The 20,239-nt window shown below is 73.8% G+C and carries 21 protein-coding genes; 11 read left to right on the forward strand and 10 right to left on the reverse strand.

The genetic code is table 11. From position 1 onward, the window contains the following. The first annotated feature begins 77 nt into the window (after window positions 1–77). Window positions 78–359, forward strand: coding sequence for a hypothetical protein (locus HNR61_RS22460; RefSeq protein ID WP_182845118.1), 282 nt, complete (start codon window positions 78–80; stop codon window positions 357–359). Between the two features lie 156 nt (window positions 360–515). Then, the gene (locus HNR61_RS22465; protein ID WP_182845119.1) at window positions 516–1,325 is read left to right on the forward strand and encodes an Fpg/Nei family DNA glycosylase; all 810 of its coding nucleotides are present in this window, start codon (window positions 516–518) and stop codon (window positions 1,323–1,325) included. Window positions 1,326–1,339: 14 nt separating this feature from the next. Here the strand turns inward: HNR61_RS22465 and HNR61_RS22470 are convergent, their stop codons facing one another. The 3 genes from HNR61_RS22470 to HNR61_RS22480 all read right to left on the reverse strand — a co-directional run bounded on the left by HNR61_RS22470 (window position 1,340) and on the right by HNR61_RS22480 (window position 4,204). Beyond that, window positions 1,340–2,575: an isochorismate synthase gene (locus HNR61_RS22470; RefSeq protein WP_182845120.1), complete on the reverse strand. Its 1,236-nt coding sequence runs from the start codon at window positions 2,573–2,575 to the stop codon at window positions 1,340–1,342. A 222-nt stretch (window positions 2,576–2,797) separates the two neighbouring features. Beyond that, a complete protein-coding gene (locus HNR61_RS22475) occupies window positions 2,798–3,385 on the reverse strand; it encodes a biotin transporter BioY (RefSeq protein ID WP_182845121.1) in 588 nt (195 codons plus the stop codon). Between the two features lie 141 nt (window positions 3,386–3,526). Then, window positions 3,527–4,204 (reverse strand): spermine/spermidine synthase domain-containing protein, encoded by a 678-nt coding sequence (locus tag HNR61_RS22480; RefSeq protein ID WP_182845122.1) that lies wholly within the window; start codon window positions 4,202–4,204, stop codon window positions 3,527–3,529. A gap of 97 nt (window positions 4,205–4,301) precedes the next feature. On the opposite strand from HNR61_RS22480, the gene HNR61_RS22485 reads away from it, so the two are divergent. The 3 genes from HNR61_RS22485 (at window position 4,302) to HNR61_RS22495 (ending at window position 6,651) form a co-directional block, all read left to right on the forward strand. Then, window positions 4,302–5,090, forward strand: coding sequence for an SDR family NAD(P)-dependent oxidoreductase (locus tag HNR61_RS22485; RefSeq protein ID WP_182845123.1), 789 nt, complete (start codon window positions 4,302–4,304; stop codon window positions 5,088–5,090). A 153-nt stretch (window positions 5,091–5,243) separates the two neighbouring features. Then, entirely contained in the window at window positions 5,244–6,236 is a 993-nt protein-coding gene (locus tag HNR61_RS22490; RefSeq protein ID WP_182845124.1) for a S1C family serine protease, read from the forward strand. A gap of 52 nt (window positions 6,237–6,288) precedes the next feature. Next, window positions 6,289–6,651, forward strand: a complete 363-nt coding sequence (locus HNR61_RS22495) for a glyoxalase superfamily protein (protein ID WP_182845125.1) — start codon at window positions 6,289–6,291, stop codon at window positions 6,649–6,651. 97 nt (window positions 6,652–6,748) lie between these two features. On the opposite strand, the gene HNR61_RS22500 is transcribed toward HNR61_RS22495, so the two are convergent. Continuing rightward, window positions 6,749–7,531 (reverse strand): glycosyltransferase family 2 protein, encoded by a 783-nt coding sequence (locus tag HNR61_RS22500; RefSeq protein ID WP_182845126.1) that lies wholly within the window; start codon window positions 7,529–7,531, stop codon window positions 6,749–6,751. A 223-nt stretch (window positions 7,532–7,754) separates the two neighbouring features. Between HNR61_RS22500 and HNR61_RS49330 the strand changes: the two genes are divergently transcribed. The 3 genes from HNR61_RS49330 (at window position 7,755) to HNR61_RS22515 (ending at window position 10,955) form a co-directional block, all read left to right on the forward strand. Further along, the gene (locus HNR61_RS49330) at window positions 7,755–9,527 is read left to right on the forward strand and encodes a glycoside hydrolase family 10-like protein (RefSeq protein ID WP_182845127.1); all 1,773 of its coding nucleotides are present in this window, start codon (window positions 7,755–7,757) and stop codon (window positions 9,525–9,527) included. Between the two features lie 73 nt (window positions 9,528–9,600). Further along, entirely contained in the window at window positions 9,601–9,804 is a 204-nt protein-coding gene (locus tag HNR61_RS22510) for a DUF3040 domain-containing protein (protein ID WP_182845128.1), read from the forward strand. Window positions 9,805–10,334: 530 nt separating this feature from the next. Continuing rightward, a complete protein-coding gene (locus HNR61_RS22515) occupies window positions 10,335–10,955 on the forward strand; it encodes an ATP-binding protein (protein WP_182845129.1) in 621 nt (206 codons plus the stop codon). 22 nt (window positions 10,956–10,977) lie between these two features. On the opposite strand, the gene HNR61_RS22520 is transcribed toward HNR61_RS22515, so the two are convergent. Further along, entirely contained in the window at window positions 10,978–13,674 is a 2,697-nt protein-coding gene (locus HNR61_RS22520) for a hypothetical protein (RefSeq protein WP_182845130.1), read from the reverse strand. A gap of 141 nt (window positions 13,675–13,815) precedes the next feature. Between HNR61_RS22520 and HNR61_RS22525 the strand changes: the two genes are divergently transcribed. Then, entirely contained in the window at window positions 13,816–14,793 is a 978-nt protein-coding gene (locus HNR61_RS22525; protein WP_182845131.1) for an EamA family transporter, read from the forward strand. A 21-nt stretch (window positions 14,794–14,814) separates the two neighbouring features. Here the strand turns inward: HNR61_RS22525 and HNR61_RS22530 are convergent, their stop codons facing one another. The 5 genes from HNR61_RS22530 to HNR61_RS22550 all read right to left on the reverse strand — a co-directional run bounded on the left by HNR61_RS22530 (window position 14,815) and on the right by HNR61_RS22550 (window position 18,100). Further along, window positions 14,815–15,564: an ABC transporter permease gene (locus HNR61_RS22530; protein ID WP_182845132.1), complete on the reverse strand. Its 750-nt coding sequence runs from the start codon at window positions 15,562–15,564 to the stop codon at window positions 14,815–14,817. Window positions 15,565–15,609: 45 nt separating this feature from the next. Then, complete coding sequence (locus HNR61_RS50035) at window positions 15,610–16,470, reverse strand: ATP-binding cassette domain-containing protein (protein ID WP_312898038.1); 861 nt, start codon at window positions 16,468–16,470, stop codon at window positions 15,610–15,612. A gap of 260 nt (window positions 16,471–16,730) precedes the next feature. After that, window positions 16,731–17,132 carry a hypothetical protein gene (locus HNR61_RS22540; RefSeq protein ID WP_182845134.1) on the reverse strand — a complete coding sequence of 134 codons (402 nt, stop codon included), beginning with the start codon at window positions 17,130–17,132 and terminating at the stop codon, window positions 16,731–16,733. Beyond that, window positions 17,125–17,688: a hypothetical protein gene (locus HNR61_RS22545; protein ID WP_182845135.1), complete on the reverse strand. Its 564-nt coding sequence runs from the start codon at window positions 17,686–17,688 to the stop codon at window positions 17,125–17,127. The genes HNR61_RS22540 and HNR61_RS22545 overlap by 8 nt, the downstream gene beginning before the upstream one ends. Further along, entirely contained in the window at window positions 17,678–18,100 is a 423-nt protein-coding gene (locus tag HNR61_RS22550) for an ATP-binding protein (RefSeq protein WP_182845136.1), read from the reverse strand. Before HNR61_RS22550 ends, HNR61_RS22545 begins: the two co-directional genes overlap by 11 nt. A gap of 591 nt (window positions 18,101–18,691) precedes the next feature. On the opposite strand from HNR61_RS22550, the gene HNR61_RS22555 reads away from it, so the two are divergent. Beyond that, window positions 18,692–19,570: a helix-turn-helix domain-containing protein gene (locus tag HNR61_RS22555; RefSeq protein ID WP_182845137.1), complete on the forward strand. Its 879-nt coding sequence runs from the start codon at window positions 18,692–18,694 to the stop codon at window positions 19,568–19,570. After that, window positions 19,570–19,767 carry a DUF397 domain-containing protein gene (locus HNR61_RS22560; protein WP_220509615.1) on the forward strand — a complete coding sequence of 66 codons (198 nt, stop codon included), beginning with the start codon at window positions 19,570–19,572 and terminating at the stop codon, window positions 19,765–19,767. Before HNR61_RS22555 ends, HNR61_RS22560 begins: the two co-directional genes overlap by 1 nt. Window positions 19,768–20,239 lie beyond the last annotated feature (472 nt).

Raw genomic sequence — 20,239 nt, forward strand, 5'->3', positions numbered from 1 at the left:
GCCTTCATGGCTCGGCAATTGGACGTGGCGAGGGCGGTTTTCACGTGGCCCTTTCCGGTACGGCCGCGACTTTCGCGATGGCGAGGGCCGTGGCGGCGCTCGGCGTCGTGGTGCCGGGCACCGTGCTGATGACGTCCTGGTGGGTGGACGGCGGACCGCCGGAGAGACCGCCGGACCGGCATGTGCGGGTCAGCAGCACGACCGGCCCCCCGCCGGAGGGGAGCACGCCGCGGTTCACGGCCTTCGCGTCCGCGCGCCGGCCGCTGACCGGTGCGCCGGGGGAGCTGTCCAGCCCGAACCACCGGCTGCGGCGGTGGAGCGACGCGACGTCGACGCGGGTGCCGCTCACCTTCCGCTGACACCGGCCCGGACGCCGGGACCGGCGCGCCCGCTCCCTCCGGCGGCCGGGCCCGATCGCGCGGGTTGGAGCGCGACCGGAAGGGGCCGTAGCGTAGGCGCGGCGCCCCCGAGCAGGTCGTCGTCCCGTCACGTGAGATCAGAGGGTTGTAACGCGCATGCCTGAAGGACACACCATCCACCGGTTGGCCGCCGAGCATCGTCGGATGTTCGAGGGGCGCGTCGTGCGGGCCGAGAGCCCGCAGGGCCGGTTCGCCGAGGGCGCCGCGCTGATCGACGGACGGACGCTGGTCGGGGCGGGCGCCGCCGGGAAGCACCTGATGCTGGACTTCGGCGACGACCGGCGGCTGCACGTCCACCTGGGGATCTACGGCAAGTACGCGTTCGGGCCGCCGCCCGCGCCCGCGCCGACGGGCGCGGTGCGGCTGCGGCTGGCGGGCGAGGAGGGCTACGCCGACCTGCGCGGTCCCAACACGTGCGAGCTGCTGGAGCCGGGCGAGGTGAAGCGCCTGTATGACCGGCTGGGGCCGGACCCGTTGCGGCCCGACGCCGATCCGGACCGGGCGTGGCGGGCGATCTCGCGGAGCCGCACCTCGATCGCGGCGCTGCTGATGGACCAGTCGGTGGTGGCGGGGCCGGGCAACATCTACCGGGCGGAGGTGCTGTTCCGGCAGGGGGTCCGCCCGGACCTGCCGGGCCGGGAGCTGTCGCGGGAACGCTGGGAGGCGATCTGGGCCGACCTGGTGGCGCTGATGGCCGAGGGGGTGCGGACGGGGCGGATCGACACGGTGCGGCCCGAGCACACGCCCGAGGCCATGGGACGCCCGCCGCGCGTGGACGACCACGGGGGCGAGGTGTACGTGTACCGGCGGGCGGGGCTGCCGTGCCTGGTGTGCGGCGCGCCGGTGCGGACGGAGGTGCTGGTGGGGCGGAACCTGTTCTGGTGCCCGGGGTGCCAGCGGGACTGATCCCGCGGGCGGGGTCAGCCTTCGAGCGCGTACTGCATGGCGCGGAACTTGTTCTGGGCCTCGGTGAGCTCGTCGGCGGGATCGGAGTCGGCGACGATGCCGCACCCGGCGAACAGGCGGGCGCGGGTGCCGTCGATCTCGGCGCAGCGCAGCGCGATGCCCCATTCGCCGTCGCCGCGGGCGTCGACCCAGCCGACGGGGCCGGCGTAGCGGCCGCGGTCCATGCCCTCCAGCTCGCGGATCAGGGTCATGGCGGTGTCGGTGGGGGTGCCGCAGACCGCGGGGGTGGGGTGGAGGGCGGCCACGACCTCCAGGACCGAACGGTGGTCGGCCAGGCGTCCGTGGACGGGGGAGGCCAGGTGCATGACGTTGGGCAGGCGCAGCAGCTCGGGCCGTTCGGGAACGGTCAGCTCGGTGCACAGCGGCGCCAGGGCGTCGCGGACCATCTCGGCGGCGTAGGCGTGCTCGCACAGGTCCTTGGCGGAGGCGGCCAGGCGGGCGGCGCGGGCGTCGTCGTCGGCGGGGCCGGTGCCGCGGGCGGTGGTGCCGGCCAGCACCAGGGACTCGACGGTGTCGCCGGTGCGGCGGATGAGCAGCTCGGGGGTGGCCCCGACCAGCCCGGCGACGGCGAAGGTGTAGCAGCCGGGGAAGCGGCCGGACAGGCGGGACAGCAGGACGCGGGCGTCGATGGGCTCGTCGGCGCGGGCGTACAGGTCGCGGGCCAGCACCACCTTGCCGAGGGCGCCGGTGGTGATGCGGTCGACGGCGGCGGCCACGGCCTGCTGCCAGGCCGGAGCCGACAGGGCGCCGTCGTTCCAGGTCAGGCGGGTCGGCGCGGTGGGCGGGTGGACCAGGGCGAGGGGATCGGTGTCGTCGCCGATGGTGGTGAGCCAGGCCTGCCCGTCGCGGCGGCCGACGACCCAGCGGGGGACGATCAGGACCGAGTCGGGGGACTTGGGGTCGAAGCCGAAGCTGCCGAACGCGACCGGGCCGGTGCCGGGCAGGCGGACGGGGTCGTCGATGGCCGCGGAGGCGAACAGGTCGCGCAGCCAGCGGTCGGCGCGGGTGAAGCGGTCGGGGCCCCCGGGCAGGCGCAGGCGGGCGGCCTCGCCCCAGCCGACGATGCCCTCGCCGTGGCGGACCCAGGCCTGCCCGGCGGGATGGGGAAGCCGCGCGATCAGGTCGCCTGGGTCGGCGACCGGGACGGTGCGGACGTGGAGGCGTTCCGGAGCGGTCACGGCGAGCTTCACGGTGCCACTCTACGGGAGATTTGAACCCGTTCAAACAGGCGGGGTGGGTGCTGATGCTGAGGTGTGCGCCACAGTGCCGCCCGAGGGCACGGCGGGGGCGGCGGTGCGGCGCATTCAACGTTCCCGCACGTCACGCCCATTCCCGCGGGGGAGGCGGGGGAACGCGAAGGGCGCGCCGCCCCGGCGGTCGCGGGGGCGGCGCGCCCTTGCCGAAGGGGAGGGTCAGCGGCGCTCGCCCAGCAGCTTCCAGGCGCCCGGCAGCAGGCCCGCGGCCAGCAGCACCTTCAGGGCGTCGCCGAGCAGGAACGGCGTGACGCCCATGCTGATCGCCTTGGCCAGGTCGACGTGGACCGCGGCCATCAGGTAGGGGACGCCGACCGCGTAGATCAGGGCGGTGCCCACCAGCATGGTGCCGACGGTGCGCAGCGGGGTGCGGTCGCCGCCGCGCCGGGCCAGGTGGCCGACGACGGCGGCGGCCAGCACGAAGCCCAGCACGTAGCCGAGGCTGGGCATCGAGACGCCGGAGGCGCCCTCGGCGAACCACGGCATCCCGGCGATCCCGGCCAGCAGGTAGACCAGCATGCCCAGGGCGGCGCGGCCCGCGCCCAGGGCGGCCCCGGCCAGCAGCACCGCGAACGGCTGGAGGCTGACCGGGACGGGGGTGCCGGGGATCGGCACGGAGATCTGGGCGGCGACGCCCACCAGGACGGCCGAACCGAGCACCAGGGCCACGTCGCGGGTCAGGGAAGCCGGGAGCAGGTCGCCCAGAACGGCGGTGCGCCGCCCGGCGGCGGCGTGAGCAGTAGCCACAGAACCCTCCAAAACGGTTGTGTCAGGTCGAAACCTAGCGAACCGCTCGGCGGGTGGGGATCACGCGGTCCACAGATTCGACCGCCCCGCCTTTGTGGGTCCCGCCCATTTCGCATCGAAACCGGCGTTCACCTGGGCTTTCTACCGGTGCGCCAGGTAGATCACGTCGGGTTCGCCGCGCGGCACCGGGACCGGCACCGCCCGCACCCCGCCGAAGCGGTCGCGCAGCGCCCGTTCGAACGCCGGGGCGGCGCCCGCGCTCCAGAACGCCAGCCTCCCGCGCCCGCTCATCCGCCGTTCCAACGCCGCCAGCCCGCCGCCCCCGTACAGCCGGGCGTTGCCGGGGGTGACCGTCCAGTCCGGGCCGTTGTCGATGTCCAGGCACAACGCGTCGAACGCGCCGTCGGAGCCGGCGATCCAGTCGACCAGGTCGGCGCACACCACCTCCACCCGCCCGTCCTCCAGCGCGTCCCGCGAGAACGGCCGCAGCACGCCGCGGTGCCAGGCGATCACCGCCGGTTCCCGTTCCACCACCGTCACGTGCGCCACCGCCGGATGCGCGACCGCCTCGGCCAGCGAGAACCCCACCCCCAGCCCGCCGATCAGCAACCGCGCCGGCCCGTCCAGCCCCTCCAGCGCCGCGCGCACCAGCAGCCGTTCGGACTCCCCGTTGCGGGTGTCCATGAGGAACATCCCGTTGCTGATGATCTCGAAGTCGGTCCCGGCGCGGCGCAGCACCAGCTCGCCGCCCACCCCGGCGACCCGCTCCACCACGTCCGCCTCCGCGCCCTCGCCGGTCTCCGTGCGCACTGCTTCCATACCCCCGACCCTAACGAGACCGCCGCCCATGATCAGCATTGTCGGCCGGTCCGATCGGGCCTGTCGGCCGGACCGCCGCGCCGTTAGGGTTCCGGCCATGCCCGACCACCGCCTGCTCGCCGGCCGCCGCGTCCTGGTCGTCGGCGCCGGAACCCGCCCCAGCCCCGATCCCGATCCCCCCGTCGGCAACGGCCGCGCCATCGCCGTGGCCGCCGCCCGCGAGGGCGCCGAGGTGACCTGCGCCGACCTCGACGACACCGCCGCCGCCACGACCGTCAAGCAGATCACCGAGGACGGTGGCCGCGCCCACGTGCTGCGCGCCGACGTCGCCGACCCCGACGCCTGCGCCGCCATGGTCGCCCAGGCCGCCACCCGCATGGACGGCCTGGACGGCGTCGTCGTCAACGCCGGCATCGGCGTCGGCCTCGGCCTGTCCGGCACCACCCTGGACGACTGGGAACAGGTGATGGCCGTCAACCTGCGCGCCCCGTTCCTGATCGCCAGGGCCGCGCTGCCGCTGCTGCCCGGCGGCGCGGCCCTGGTGTTCGTCGGCTCGCTGGCCGGCACCAAGCCCGGCAGCTCCTCTCCCTCCTACGACGCCTCCAAGGCGGGCCTCAACGGCCTGGCCCGCCACGTCGCCGCCGAGGCCGCCCCGCACGGCGTGCGCGCCAACGTGATCGCCCCCGGCCTCATCGACACCGTCATGGGCCGCGCCGCCGCCGCCGGCAACACCGACCGCGACAAGATCACCCGACTCATCCCCCTGGCCCGCCAGGGCAGCGCCTGGGAGGTCGCCGACGCCGCCGTCTTCCTGCTGTCGGGCCGCTCCTCCTACATCACCGGCCAGGTCCTGCACGTCGACGGCGGCCTCTCCACCCTCCGCTGACCCAACACCACCCCCACACCCCCCTGCACCCATCCCCTCCTGTATCACCGCGCTGCGTTCACCACCGCGCTGTGCACCTTGGGGGCGTTGGTGGGGCCGGCGGCGTTCACCTTTCCGACTTGCGATGTAACGTTGTAATCATCGGGAGGTGCCATGATCCCCCAACCCCACGACCACGACTCCGACCCCGACCGGACCGGCCGTTCCGAGGGCTTCCCCGAGCCTCTCGACGCCTACTCCGCGACCGTCTCCGCCGTCGCCCGCGACCTGACGCCCCGTGTCGCCGCCCTGCGGGTCCGGCACCGTCGTGGTGAGGGCACCGGCTCGGCCGTGGTGTTCACCGCCGACGGGTTCCTGCTCACCAACGCCCACGTCGTCGGCCGCGCCCGCACCGGCCAGGCCGCCTTCGCCGACGGCACCACCACCCCCTTCACCGTCGTGGGCACCGATCCGCTGTCGGACCTGGCCGTGATCCGCGCCGGCGGCGACGCCCCCGACCCCGCCCCGCTCGGCGACAGCGACCGCCTGGTCGTCGGGCAGCTCGTCGTCGCCGTCGGCAACCCCCTGGGCCTCACCGGATCGGTCACCGCCGGCGTCGTGTCCGCCCTCGGACGCTCCCTGCCCACCCGCAGCGGCACCGCCGTCCGCGTCATCGAGGACGTCATCCAGACCGACGCCGCCCTCAACCCCGGCAACTCCGGCGGCGCCCTGGCCGACGCCCGCGGCCGCGTCGTCGGCGTCAACACCGCCGTGGCCGGAATCGGCCTGGGCCTGGCCGTCCCCGTCAACGCCACCACCCGCCGCATCATCGCCGCGCTCATGGCCGACGGCCGCGTCCGCCGCGCCTACCTCGGGCTGGTCGCCACCCCCGTCCCCGTCCCCGCCCGCCTGCGCGACCGCCTCGGCCAGCCCCACGCCCTGCGCATCGAGCAGGTCATGCCCGCCAGCCCCGCCGACCGCGCCGGGCTCCGCCGCGGCGACCTGGTCCTCACCGCCGCCGGAACCCCCGTCCACCAGGCCCAGAGCCTGCAACGCCTGATGTTCGCCGACGCCATCGGCCGTCCCCTGTCCATCACCGTCCTGCGCAACGACGCCATGGTCGACGTCATCGCCGAACCCGTCGAACTCGACGCCGAACCCGCCTGACCCACCCGTCCCGCGCGCCCGATGTGTCACACCCGGCTGGCACAGTGGGCCCATGACCGTCGCCTTCACTCCGCCCGTGCCGATCCTGCGCGTCTACGACCTGGACGCCGCCCGCGCGTTCTACCTGGACTACCTCGGCTGCACCCTGGACTGGGAACACCGCACCGGCGAGCAGGGGCCTCGTTACCTCCAGGTCTCGCGCGGCGCGCTGGTGCTGCACCTCAGCCAGCACCACGGCGACGGCACCCCGGGCACCACCGTCTACGTCGAGACGCGCGGCGTGAAAGACCTGCACGCCGAGCTGACCGCCAAGGACCACCCGTTCCTGAACCCCGGCCTCGAACACGACGAGATCGGCACCTGCCTCACCCTCGTCGACCCGTTCGGCAACCATCTGCGCTTCAACCAGCCCTGACCACGGCCCCGGGCATGCGAAAGGGCCCCGGTCCGCCGCAACGGACCGGGGCCCTCCACGCCCACGCACACGCGGTCGCTGACCGCGCCGCGAACCGTCAGGCGGCCACCCCGGCGGGCAGCCGGACCGGCTCGGGGACGACGTGCTCGTCGTGCTCCTGGGAGGCGCGGACCGGACGCATCCGGCTGCCGACCATCATCTTCAGCACCCGCCACCCGTCCCGCCAGGTGTTCAGGTGCGACTCGCCGAACAGGCGGTTGCCCTCGAAGCTGGCGACCTCGGCGATCCGCAGGCCGGTGGTGACGGCGTTGACGCACATCTCGGTCTCGATCTCGAACCCGGTCGACCGCAGCCGCAGCGTCGCCACCGCGTCGCGGCGCAGCGCCACGTACCCGTAGCACAGGTCGCTCCAGTCGGTCCGGTACAGGGTGTTGGCCAGGCGGGTCAGCCACCGGTTGCCGGTGCGGCGCAGGAACGTCAGGTCCTCCGACCCGCCGCCGCAGGCGTACCGCGAGCCCTTGACGAAGTCGAACCCGCGCTCCACCAGGGCCACGAACGACCCGATCTCGGCGGGGTCCATGCTGCCGTCGGCGTCCAGCATGACGATCACGTCGCCGGTCGCGGCGGCGAACCCGGCCTGCAGGGCCGCGCCCTTGCCGCGCGGCGGCTGGCTGATGATCACCGCGTCGGGACGCAGCGCCGCGGCGACCTCGGCCGACCCGTCGGTGGACTCGCCGTCCACGATGACGATCTCGTCGACCCCGGTCAGCCGCGGCAGCAGCCATCGCAGGTTGTCGGCCTCGTTGAGGGTCGGGATGACGGCGGTGACGGTGGCGGCGGTGCGGGAGGGGGAGGGGCGGTGGCGCTCGGTGGCGTTCATGGCAGGCTCCGTGGAAAGCGATCCGTGGCGTGGTGGGCCGGACACCCTGTTAGATGTGACGGCCGCCACGGGATGTTTGAAAAAATCTTCACGGGCCCTTTATGTCCGCTGGCGAGGCGGTTCGCGGCCACTTCCACAGGGCCACTTTCCGGCCAAACGCGTATCAGGCGGGCATCGGCGTTCCGTCCGCAGCATCCCGGCCGGTAGGTAACAATGGCCTGCTATGACTTGGCGACCCCGCACCCGCAACGCCCCTGCCCACCCGGCTCCGGCCAGCAGCGAGTCGGACCGCCTCACGCGCACCCGCGCCGCCCGTCCCCCCGCGGCCGCCCGCGCCCGCACGGCGCGGGCCCTGACCGCCGGAGCGCTGGCCGTGACGGCGGCCACCGCGTGCGTGCCCGCCCTCGGCGGCACCGACGACGACCGTCCCGGCGGCACCGCCGCCGCCCCCGGCAACGCGCGCGCCGAGTGCGCCGCCGTCCGCGCCCCCGGCGACTCGCGCGCCCGGCAGCTGCGCGGCATGTGGATCGCCACCGTCGCCAACATCGACTGGCCCAAGGACCCCAAGGCCGGCGCCGACCGCCAGCGCGCCGACTTCCGCCGCCTGCTCGACACCGCCAAGAGCCTCAACCTCAACGCCGTGTTCGTGCAGATCCGGCCCAACTCCGACGCGTTCTACCCCTCGCCCCACGAGCCCTGGTCCCAGTGGATCACCGGCACGCCCGGCAAGGACCCCGGCTACGACGTGCTCCGCTTCATGATCGACGAAGCGCACGCCCGCGACCTGGAGTTCCACGCCTGGTTCAACCCCTACCGCGTCGCCCGCCACACCGACCTGAAGAAGCTGGCCCCCAACAGCCCCGCCCGCCGCCACCCCGACTGGGTCCGCAAGTACGGCGACGGCATGTGGTACGACCCCGGCCTGCCCCAGGTCCGCGAGCTGGCCACCAACGCCGTCATGGACGTGGTCACCAAGTACGACATCGACGCCGTCCACTTCGACGACTACTTCTACCCCTATCCCGACGGCAGGTCCGAGTACCCCGACCAGGCGACCTACCGCGCCCACGGCGGCGGCGCGAAACTGGCCGACTGGCGGCGCCGCAACGTCGACACCCTCGTCCAGACCCTGTCCGCCAAGATCCGCCGCGCCAAGCCCTGGGTGCGGTTCGGCATCAGCCCCTTCGGCGTGTGGCGCAACAAGACCACCGACCCCGCCGGGTCGGACACCAACGCCCTGCAGAGCTACGACGCCCAGTACGCCGACACCCGCACCTGGATCCGCAAGGGCTGGGTCGACTACATCACCCCCCAGCTGTACTGGCCGATCGGCGACGCGCGCGCCGACTACGCCACCCTGGTCGACTGGTGGTCCCGCCAGGTCGCCGGGACCGACGTGCAGCTGACCATCGGCCAGGCCGGCTACCGCGTCGGCGAGGACAAGGTCTGGAAGCGCCCCGACGAGCTGTCGCGCCACCTGGCCCTCAACACCCGCTACCCCCAGGTCCGCGGTGACGTGTACTTCAGCGCGGACGACCTGGTCGCCGACAGGCGCGGCTTCGCCAGCCGCCTGCGCGCCGACCACTACGGCCGTCCCGCCATCCCGCCCCTGGTCGCCGGCCGCGACCGCGCCGCCGCCACCCCGGCCCCCGCGCCCGCGCACGGCCTCACCGCCACCACCGCCGACCGCGAGGGCCGCACCGGTGCCAACACCGCGGCCAAGGGCGTCACCATCCGCTGGAACCCCTCGCCCAACGCCACCTCCTACGCCGTCTACCGCACCGACGGCGCCCGTTCCGGTTGCGCCCCCGTCGACCCCGCCACCCTGCTCACCACCGTCCGCGGCGGGCAGGCGGGCGGCGGGCAGCCCGGCGGTGTCGTCGACCCCACCGCCAAACCCGGACGGACCTACACCTACACCGTCACCGCCCTGGACCGCCTGTACCGCGAGTCCACCCCCACCCGCTCCATCAAGATCACAGTCCCTCAACAGTGACCTTCACCGGGGGATAAAACCCACCGCGCCAGGGCAGGAATACCGCACCTGACCGCCCCCCGGAGGTAGAAGCATGGCGCTGTCGATGGAGGAGCGGCGACTCCTCGCCGAGATCGAACACCGGCTCAGCGAGGAGGACCCGCGGCTGGCCCATCGCCTGTCAACCCTCGGCCAGGACCGGCGCGGACGCCGGCTCCAGCTCCTGGCGGCCGTGATCCTGGCGGCCACCGGCGCCCTGGTCGCCCTGCTCGGCGCGATCGTCGTCACCTTCACCTGACACCCGGACAACGCCGAAGGCCCGGCGCCCCCTGAGGGGGCACCGGGCCTTCGACGTCAAGCCGGTGTGGTGGTCGCCTCACGGCGAAAGGCACAACGAAGCTCCAGCCCGGACCACAGGGGACCGGCGGTATTCCTCGAAGGCGTTGGGTAGAGCCCGGGGGACACATGCCACACCGACACACCCACCATAACGGCAACCCGGCAGTGCTCCCGCCACCTGTCCGCCGCGGCGTGGCGCACCTCACCCCGGAGTGAGGGTTTGCTGCGAGCGTGCACCACCCCCGAACCGGGAGCGTCACCTATATCGACGGAAGCGGGGAAAGCCCGGCCCGCTCACGGTCGCCGCCGGCGGCGCACCCCCTCGGGAGCGCCGGTGCGGCCGGGACAGACAACCCGGTCGCCGCCGCCACGGGGCACTCCCGGTCCGGCCAGATCTGGGCACGCGGCCCCATCGCCGCGCGCAGGCCGGGAACAAGCTTGACAACAGCACTGACCAGCGGAAACCGGTACAGGTGAGGAGTCGGGGCATTGGGAACGAACCAGCTGGGGGTCGAAGGCCGCTCCATCATGGGGAACGCCCTGGGCGGCGGCCGATCCGACCTCGGGACGGCCGGCGACGCCCGCGCGGCGTCGGGCGGCCAGACGGCGGACGGCCAGGGGGCGGACGACAGGGGCGACGCCACCGGGGACCCACCCCACGGCGCGGGACCGGCCGCCCGGCCCGCATGGGAGGCCGTGTGGGAGACCGGCTGGGAACCGCCCCCCGACCTGCGCGCCGCCGCCCACGCCCGCGCGTTCACCCTCCGCGTCCTGCGCGACCGCACCACCGACCGCACCGCCGTCGACGACATCGTCCTGATGGTCGACGAACTGATCACCAACGCGGTCCTGCACGGCACCGCCCCGGTCCGCCTGCGCCTTCGCCTGGCCGGGCCGCTGCTGACCGGCGAGATCCACGACGCCGGCCCCGCCGCCCCCGCCCCGCCCGGCCCCGGGCCCGCCCTGACCGACTGGTCCGAGGACGGCCGCGGCCTGCTGCTGGTCGCCGCCCTGGCCACCGACTTCGGCATCCGCCCCGAACCCCCGGGCAAGACCGTCTGGTTCACCCGCCTGCTCGGCGGCGACCACCACCCCAACGGCCGGCGCTGAGGCCCCCGGCCGGCGCCGGACCTCAGGGCCTCGACAGCTCCTCGGCCAGCCCCGCCACATCGGCGGCCGCCAGCATCAGCGCCCCCGCGTTCCCGATCGCCCGCGTGGCCTCCGCGCGACCCAGATGACGCGTCACCGCCCGGTCCAGGTACGCCTCCACCAGCCGGGCCCCGGTCAGCCGTCCGCGCCCCCGCAGCGCCCCGATCTCCCGGTGCACCACCTCCCAGGCGTCCCCGGCCAGCCGCACCCGCCGCTCCTCGGCCAGCAGGCCCAGCAGCTCCGCCCGCACCCGCGCGTCGGAGAAGTCCGGCAGCCGCACCGCCCGCAGATCGCTCACCAGCTCCGGCGACGCCGCCGTCAGCTCGCCCACCCTCTCGGGCGCGCACGTGCCCAGCAGCGCGGTCTCGCTGACGCCCTCCAGCCGCGCCCGGTAGAGGGTCTGGGCGTAGGCGCGGCCCTGCGCCGGATCCAGCAGCAGGTCCTCCAGCCCGTCCACCAGCAGCACGTGCCCGGCGTGCTCCTCCAGCACCGCGCCCAGCCCCGACGGGCCGCGTTCGCGCAGCTCGTCGACGTGCACGCCGTGCACCTGGCCGCTGGAGACCTCCACCTCCGCCAGCGCCCGCGCCACCATCCGCGCCAGCCGGCGCTGCCCGCTGGACGGCGCCCCGATCAGCAGCAGCGCCGGGACCGACGCGCTGGACACCTCCTGGCCGCGCAGCCGCCGCGCCCACTTGCCGCGCCGCCGCACCTCGGTCACCACCCGCTCGATGTCGTCGGCGCCGCACACGAAGCGGATCCCGTGCACCTCGACGACCTGCGGCCCGGTGCCGGGCGCGGGACTCGGCGGGGGAGCGGGCGGCGGCGGGTCCACCGGCGGCGGCGGGGGCGGCAGGTCCGGCTGCGGGGCCGGACCCGCCGGATCCAGCTGCGTGCGGAACGGATCGGGGTCCAGTTGCGTGGCGTCGGCGTCCGACGGCCACACCGGCTCACCCGCCCCCGGCGCCGCGGAGGGCGGGAGCGGCTGCGCGCCCGGCGGCGGCGCGGGGTGCGGGACGGGCTGCGGGGCCGGAGGAGCCGGTTCCGCGCCGAAACCCGGGGACTGCGGCACCGGCGGCGGAGCGGGCGGTTCCATCGGGGCGACCGCGGGCGGAGGGGACGGAGGCTCGTCCCCGCGGCCCGGCGCCACCGGCCGGTCCGGCATCGGTGGCGCGTCCGGGCCACCGGGAAGGCCGGGAGCACCGGGGCCGCCGGGCGCGTCGGCCTCGCGCTGGGCCGCCAGGTGCTCGCGCGCCGCCTTGATGATGTCCCAGGCGCTGAGCTCGTCGGTGGAGGGCGGGGTGTGCATGGCGGGGCTGGTCAGCTCCGCCGCCACCGCCTGCGGCACCGCGAACCCCGTGGCCGGGGGCGGCACCTGCGCCAGCCGGCACCAGGTCAGGCCGAGGGTGTAGGTGGTGGCCAGCAGCGCCGCCAGCGCGTCGGCGTCGGCCGACCGCAGCGCCTCCGGCAGCCGCCCGTCGCGCGGCCACAGCACCCGCAGCGGGTGCGCCGGATCGGTCAGCACCGCCTGGAGCGTGCGCGCCCCGTCGGGGTCCATCCACCGTTGCAGCGCCGGGAGCACCCCCGGCGCGGCCTGCAGGTCGGCTGCCAGCACCGCCAGCCCCGCGTGCCGCACCCGGTCGTGCCCGCGGCCGGGGACCTGCGCCAGCGCCCCGCCGAACGCCGCGCCGGTCAGCCCCGCCACGATCTGCTGGAGGTCGTACAGCGCCAGCAGCAGGTACTCGCCGGGGGAGGTGTCGCGCAGCATCGGCGCCGCCAGCTCCGGCGGGCAGCGCCGCCGCCACTCCTGGAGCACCGCCGCCGGGCCGTAGCGCACCGTGGCCATGTCCTGGTGGACGTAGCGCAGCGAGGTCGCCGTCACCGCCGCCAGCGCGTCGGCGCCGGGCCGGAACCGCTCGTCGCCCTGCAACCCGACCGCGACCTCGTACATCACCCGCGCCAGGTGCGCGGCGCCGCCGCCGTCGCCGGCGCCCAGCCGGTTGATGTAGTACCCGGCCAGGGTGGAGAAGTCCGGCGGCATCATCCAGTGCAGCCGCTCGGCGGGCGTGGTCAGGAACGGCACGAACGACTCGATCAGCGGATGGTCGGTCAGCGCCACCGGCGAGCCCGCGCACCACAGCAGCGCGCCCCAGGCGGCGGCGACGGTGCTGGGCGTGCCCGGCTGGAACATCGGGTCCTGCTGGGCGAACTGCGCCGGGTTGACCGCCAGCGCGGTGGTGATGGCCTGCGACACCCGCGCCACCACCCCGGTGTCGGGCAGCGGTCCCAGGAACCCCAGCGGCGCCATGCGCCCGGCGGCCAGGTCGGGGCCGGTGGGCAGCAGCTGCGGCGGGATCGGCGGGGTGCCCGCGCCCGGCGGCGCGGGGGCGGCGGCGCGGCGCTCGGCCGGGTCGCCCGGCGGCGGGCAGGGGTGCCAGGCGCCGTCCAGGCCGCACCGGTACCAGCGGCCCCAGGCCCCGAACAGCCACCACTCGCCCGAGCCCCACAGCATCCGGGCCCGCACCTGCTCGGCGCGCTGGGGCGGGGGCGCCGACCGCCACCACGGCGAGGCCACCAGCTCACGCACGTTGCCCTCGACGGCCGTGAACAGATCGCTCCCGGCCGCGCCGCCCCCCGAGGTTCCGCTTCCGCCGAGTCCCGCCCCGGCCGACTGCCAGCTCACTCCGGGAATCCTAGTCCCCGCCGCCGTCAGACCCGGCATTCCACTGCCGGTCCGGGCGAACCGGCGGATATACGTCATCGACGGTGTAAGGAGTGTTATGGCACGATGCTCCTGAACATCGGTGTGGTGGTGGGAGGGACGATGAGCGGTGCGGCCGGCGCGGGGCGCTCCCGTGGCTGGGGTCTGGGACTGGCGGTGGCCTCCTCGGTGTGCTTCGGCGCCTCCGGCCCGTTCGGCAAGGCCCTCATCCAGGCCGGGCTCACCGCGCCGCAGGCGGTGTGGCTGCGCATCGCCGGGGCCGCCCTGATCCTGGTCCCCTTGGTGCTGGTCCTGCGCGGCCGCGCCGCCGCCGCCTCCGTGCGCCCCCACCTGGGCCGCCTGACCGCCTACGGGCTGACCGGGGTGGCCGGGTGCCAGGCGCTGTACTTCGTGGCCGCCTCCCGCCTGCCGGTCGGCATCGCGATCCTGCTGGAGTTCACCGGCCCGATCCTGGTGCTGCTCTGGCTGCGGCTGGTGCGCCGCGCCCCGGTCCACCGCACCGCCGCGCTCGGCGTGCTGGTCGCCATGGTCGGCCTGGCGCTGGTGGTGCAGGTCTGGAACGGGCTGTCGCTGGACGCCCTCGGCCTGGCCGCCGGGCTGGGCGCCGCCGCCTGCCAGGCCGCCTACTTCCTGCTGATCGACCGCCTGACCGGCGAGGTCGACCCGCTGGTGATGACGGCCGCCGGATCGGTGGTCGGCGCCGCCGCGCTGACCCTGCTGGCCGCGCCGTGGGCGCTGCCCTGGCACGTGCTGACCGCCGCGGTGCCCGTCGGCGACCACACCGCCCCCGGATGGCTGCTGGCGGCGTGGATCGTGGTGGTGTCCACCGTGCTGGCCTACCTCGCCGGCGTGGCGGCGGTGCAGCGGCTGTCGGCGCAGGTCGCCGGGGCCGTCTGCTACACCGAGGCGGTCGCCGCCACCCTCATCGCCTGGGCGGTGCTGGGCGAACGCCTCGCCCCGGTGCAGCTGACCGGCGGCGCGATCGTGCTGGCCGGGGCGTTCATCGCCCAGCGCGCCGTCATCGACCGCGTCCCGGCCGCCGCCAGCCCCGAGACCCCGGCGCCCGCCCTCACCGCCTGACGTCCGGGCGGGACCGGCGGGTCAGGCGTTCTCCGCGCGGAACCGGCGGGTCCCCAGCGCCACCGACACCACCACCAGCGCCACCGTGACGGCCGCGCCCCGGCCCACCGTCGCGGTGGCGTAGTCGCCCGCGAACGCCGCCCGCGTCGCGTCCACCACGTACCGGAACGGGTTGGCCCACGACGCCGCCTCCAGCCACCCCGGCGCCAGGTCCATCGGCAGCAGGATCCCCGACAGCAGCATCAACGGCAGCGTCACCGTCGACAGCAACGGCGCGAACGCGTCCTCCCGCCCCGTGCTCATCGCCAGCACGTACGACAGCGACGCGATCGCGACGGCCAGCGCCGTCACGAGCGCCAACCCCACCAGCACCCCCGCCACCGGGGCCCGCAGCCCCAGCAGCAGGCCCGCCGCCACCAGCATCGACGCCTGCACCGCCAGCAGCAGGGCGTCGCGCAGCACCCGGCCCAGCAGCAGCGCCACCCGGCTGACCGGGGTGACCCGCAGCCGCTCGGCCACCCCCGACCGCAGGTCGGCGATCAGCGCGAACCCCGCGAACCCCGCCCCGAACAGCACCAGCTGCACCAGGATCCCGGGCACGAACACCCGCCAGGACCGCGCGCCGCCGAACACCTCCGTCAGCAGCGGCCCGAACAGCACCAGGTACACCAGCGGCTGCACCGCCCCGAACACCAGCACCATCCGGTTGCGCAGCGTCGGCCGCAGGTACCGCAGAAAGATCAGGTACGTGTCGCGCACGACCTTCGCCATGGTCACTCCTCCTCAACGATCTTGGTTCTCGCTCCGCCGCCGGGGTCAGGCGGCCTCGCGCAGCGAACGGCCGGTCACGGTCAGGAACACGTCGTCCAGGGTCGGCCGGGCCAGCCGCAGCGACGCCAGCTCCACCCCGGCCCCGTCCAGCGCCCGCATCAGCCCCATGAGCTCCCGGTCGCCGTTGTCGACCCGCAGCCGCAGCCCGTCCCCGTCGGCCCGCGCCTCCCGCACCGCCGCCAGCCCCGCCAGCGCCGCGCACGCCCGCCCGGCGTCGCGCGCCGCGTCGGCCAGCTCCACGGTGACCACGTCGCCCGCCACCCTCCGTTTGAGCTCGGCGGGCGTGCCCTCGGCCACGATCCGCCCCCGATCCATGATCAGGATGCGGTCGCACAGGGCGTCGGCCTCCTCCAGGTAGTGGGTGGTGAGGAACACCGTCGTGCCGTCCTCGGCGCGCATCCGCCGGATGTGGTCCCACAGGTCGCCGCGGCTGCGCGGGTCCAGCCCGGTCGTCGGCTCGTCCAGGAACAGCAGCCGCGGCCGGTGCGCCAGCCCCAGCGCGATGTCCAGCCGCCGCCGCTGCCCGCCCGACAGCGACGCCACCGGCCGCCGCTCCAGCCCCGCCAGGTCCAGCCGCGCGCACAGCTCGGCGGTCCGCTCGGCCACCGGCCCGACCCCGTACAGGCGGGCCTGCAACTCCAGCTCCTCGCCGACCGGCAGCGCCGGGTCGGTGCCGCCGCCCTGGGCCACGTAGCCGATACCGCGCCGGACCCCGGCCGGATCGGCCCGCAGGTCGCGGCCCGCCACCGTCGCGTTCCCGGCCGTCGGCGCCAGCAGCGTGGTCAGCATCCGCAGCGTCGTGGTCTTCCCGGATACCGATTTGGGGCGTTTGTCAGGGGTAAATATGCAGGTAGAGCCCCACTTTCCCCCGGAGGAGGCGAGAGGTGCAGGACGAACGCGAACACGTCGGTTACCAACGGATCAGCGACGACCGGACCGGCGCGGCTGACGGTGTCACCTCCCAGCGCCAGGTTGATCTGCGCGCGTCGTCGGCCTAGCTCCCCACCCGGCAGACAGCGATGCGCCGGGGCAGCGGCGTCCACCTCTCCTCCCAGGAAGGTGGAAATCCGCTACCCCGGCGCACCCGTCAGGACGCCGCGGCCCCTTCACTCAACCGCACGCCACCCACTTTCCAGCCACTGCGCCACCTGATGCGCAGCCTCATCCACTGCCGCACAGGGAGCCAGCCAGTCCGCCCACTTGCCCACGTACCAGCGCTGCAACGTCCCCGGTCGCACATCCACCGACACCGGCTCTCGGAAGTCGCTGGGAGGCTTGCCCACCCACAGCATCGGCGGGCACCCGCCCACCTCCGTCACCGCCAGGCCGCGTATCGACCGCAACTTGCGACGTAGCTGTTGCAGGTCCTTCACGTTTGCCATGTGGCTGGCCACATGCGCGAACAACCACTCAGGATCGTCATGCCGAAAGCCCAGCTCCCCTAGACCCTCCACCACCAGCGAGCGCCCCACCTCCGACGTCATCCGCCGCTCCGCCTCCTCAGCCATCCGAACCCCCATACGGTTCGCCGTGCATCAGCCAGTGATCCAGCGCCCGCACCGCATGTTCCGGCAGTGCGCACAGCGCCAGCCGCCCCGATGCCGCCCCGCAGTACCACCCCGTTCGATCCCGCCCCAGCCACCGCACGGTCACACGCTCTTGCGGCCCCGCCTTCGTCAGCGAGATCTCGTTCCTCCACCGCTGGTAGACCTCCAGCACCGGCGGACAGTCGCGTTGCAGGACCCGCGCGTTCCAGCCCGACGGCTCCAGCGCCTCCGCCAGCAGCTCCAGGGCCTCCACCGATCTGAGGTGATCGACCGCGTGCGTGTAGGTCGGGTGATCGTGCTCCAGCATCCCGGCCACCCGCAATGCGTCCCGAATCTCCTCCTCCCACTTGCGACCCAGCCCGCGAACCTCCGCCAAGTGCCCGTCATTGGCCAGCGCCGCCACCTTCCCCACCGTCGCCGTGCGGCCAAGGAAGGACTCCAGCCGCCGCACGATGTGTTCGGGCAGCCGCAGGCATCGCAGCGGACAGTCCGGCCGCAGGTGATCGTCAGCCTTCATTGATGCTCACCTCGAACCACACACTCGCCTCTTCTCTGGGCGCTGGCCCGAGGTTGATCCCCCAGGCCGCCGCCATCGTTGCCACCATCCGCAGCCCCCGGCCTCCCTCCTCCAAGAGGTCAGCCGTCATCACCAGCCGAGGCCGCGTGACAGCCCCGCCGTCATCGGTGATCGACACCCGCACCCGATCCGGCCCCCACCCGACCATCGCCGTCACCGATCCACCCGCTTGGCCCGAAGCCGTGTACCGGACCGCGTTGCCGACCAGTTCCCCCACCATCAACTCCACGTCGTCCAGCACCGCAGCGTCACCCACCGCCGCCAGCGCCTCCCGCACATAGGCCCGCACCGCCCGCACATCCACCGTGCCGCGCTGATCCGCGTAGAACGTCGAACGCTCGACCGTCCGCACCCCACGTCCGCGCATCACTCCGACACCGCCGCAAGTAGGTGGGCCGCACGAGCGGTCCCGTCAGCGGGGACGCTGTGACCGTCCCAGACGTACGCCCACCCCCGTCGAGGCTCCTGCCACACCACGACGCCCACCGACCGCCCAGACCGGACGGCGCGCACCATCAGCACCGACTGACCGGCATCGTCCGTTCGAACCGTTGCGCCCCGCCCCAACTCGTAGAGCCCGGTAAGCAGGTCGAGCAGTAGATCCAGACGCTTTCGCGCCTCAGGTACACGCGTTGGGGGGATGGGGTCCGGTAGGTTGCTCATGGTCCGACTCCTTCCAGTCGGGCAAGGCCCCGGCTGGTGTTCCCGCACCTACCGGGGCCGCTTTGTTTCGAGCGCGACGCCCACCAAGATCAATTCACTCTTGTGGGCTTTACCGTTCGTGTTCACCCGCGCCCGTACCGTGGCTCTGGAAAACTGTGCCTATCTTGCCTCTGCCTAACGTGAGAATGCAAGGTATGCATACGCACTACTTGCATGATCGCTATTGCGCTTGCAGACGATCATGGAATGACGGCTAGCCAAGCTTTGGGAGGAACGTCCTATGCCGAGGAACAAGCCAGCCCCCACCGTCCGCCAGCGTCGCTTGGCTGGTGAGCTGCTTCAACTTCGTGCCGATGCCGGGCAGACGCGCGAAGAGGTGGCCGAGAGTACGGGGATCAACCCGGCCACGCTCTACCGCATCGAGCATGCGCGTACCCGTCCGCAAACGAGGACTCTTGTAGCTCTGCTCGACGCCTACGGCGTCACCGAGCCCCGCAGAAGCGAGCTCGTGACCCTCAACAAGCAGGCCGCCGAACGGGGATGGCTTCACACCCTCGCGTCATCTCTTCCCGAGCACTACGCCTCGTACATCGAGTTTGAAGGTGCAGCCCGAGCCGTCAGGAACTACGAGTGTCTCTTCATCCCTGGCCTCTGCCAGACAGAGGACTACGCCCGAGCCGCGATCCGGGGCACCCTGCCGGGAGCCACTCGGGAGCAGATCCAAAACAGAGTTGAGGCACGTATGCGACGGCAAGCGATCCTCACGGGTGAGCACCCACTTGAGTTGTGGGCCATCGTGGACGAAGCCGCGTTGCGTCGCGCTGTTGGGGGCTCTCAAATCATGGTCGAACAGATGCAGAAGCTCAGAGAGGTGTCCGAGCTGCCCAACGTCACGCTTCAGGTGATCCCTTACGAGGCGGGGGCTCATCCGGGCATGCCGGGGTCGTTCGTGGTCATGGACTTCCCTGAATCCGTCGGTCCCAGCATCGTCTACATCGAGAGCCAGGCCGGTGATCTCTTCCTGGAGGAGGAAGCCGACATCCAGAGGTATAACCTGGTGTTTGAACATCTCCGAGCCGCAGCGATCTCGCCGGATGCGTCTGCGTCCCTGGTCGCCAAGGTTGCGGAGGAGCACCAGCACCCAGGAAGAAGGGCATGATGACCACCCCGCGCGACCTGTCCCATGCGCAGTGGCGCAAGAGCCGCCGAAGCGGTGGCAACGGCCAGTGCGTTGAGGTCGCCAGCGTCCAGGAGTGCATTGCCATCCGGGACAGCAAGCGCCCGGAGGGACTGGTCTTGGCTCTTACTCCCCGCCAGTGGGAGAACTTCTTGCGCGGCATCAAAACCGCACTCTGACCCACGACCCTTCTCGATCACCGCAGGGCCCCGTCTGGGGCCTTTGCTGTGTGAGGGTTTTCCCTACTGAGTCAAGCGCGCGACGTTGCGTCCGGTCCGGTCAGGTCGGGCGCAAGCGCCCTCCCTGCCGTCCGTGCGCGCCGCCGCGCGAGGGTTCGTCCGACCCCTTCCGCCCCACCCCGGAACGCGACGTCACAGTGTTCGTCCAGATGCTCGCGTGAGGCTCCGCCGACACCGCCAACCGCATCCCGGCCGCTCGCCCGCCGAGCGTTGGTCCGGTCGGCGTCGTCGCCGTGGGCCGGTCGGCGCGTCTGGCCCCATCCGCGCCGTTCCCCTCCGCCGGATCGGCGCGCTCTCCCGGTCCGGCGTCCGCATCCGGGCACGCGCGGGTCTTCGACCCGCGCGGCCCGTCGCGACGGCGGCCGGTCACCGCACCTCCCGACGGGGGTTCGTCACGTCGTGGCCGACTTGC

The sequence above is a fragment of the Actinomadura kijaniata genome (assembly GCF_014138665.1).
Classification (GTDB): domain Bacteria; phylum Actinomycetota; class Actinomycetes; order Streptosporangiales; family Streptosporangiaceae; genus Spirillospora; species Spirillospora kijaniata.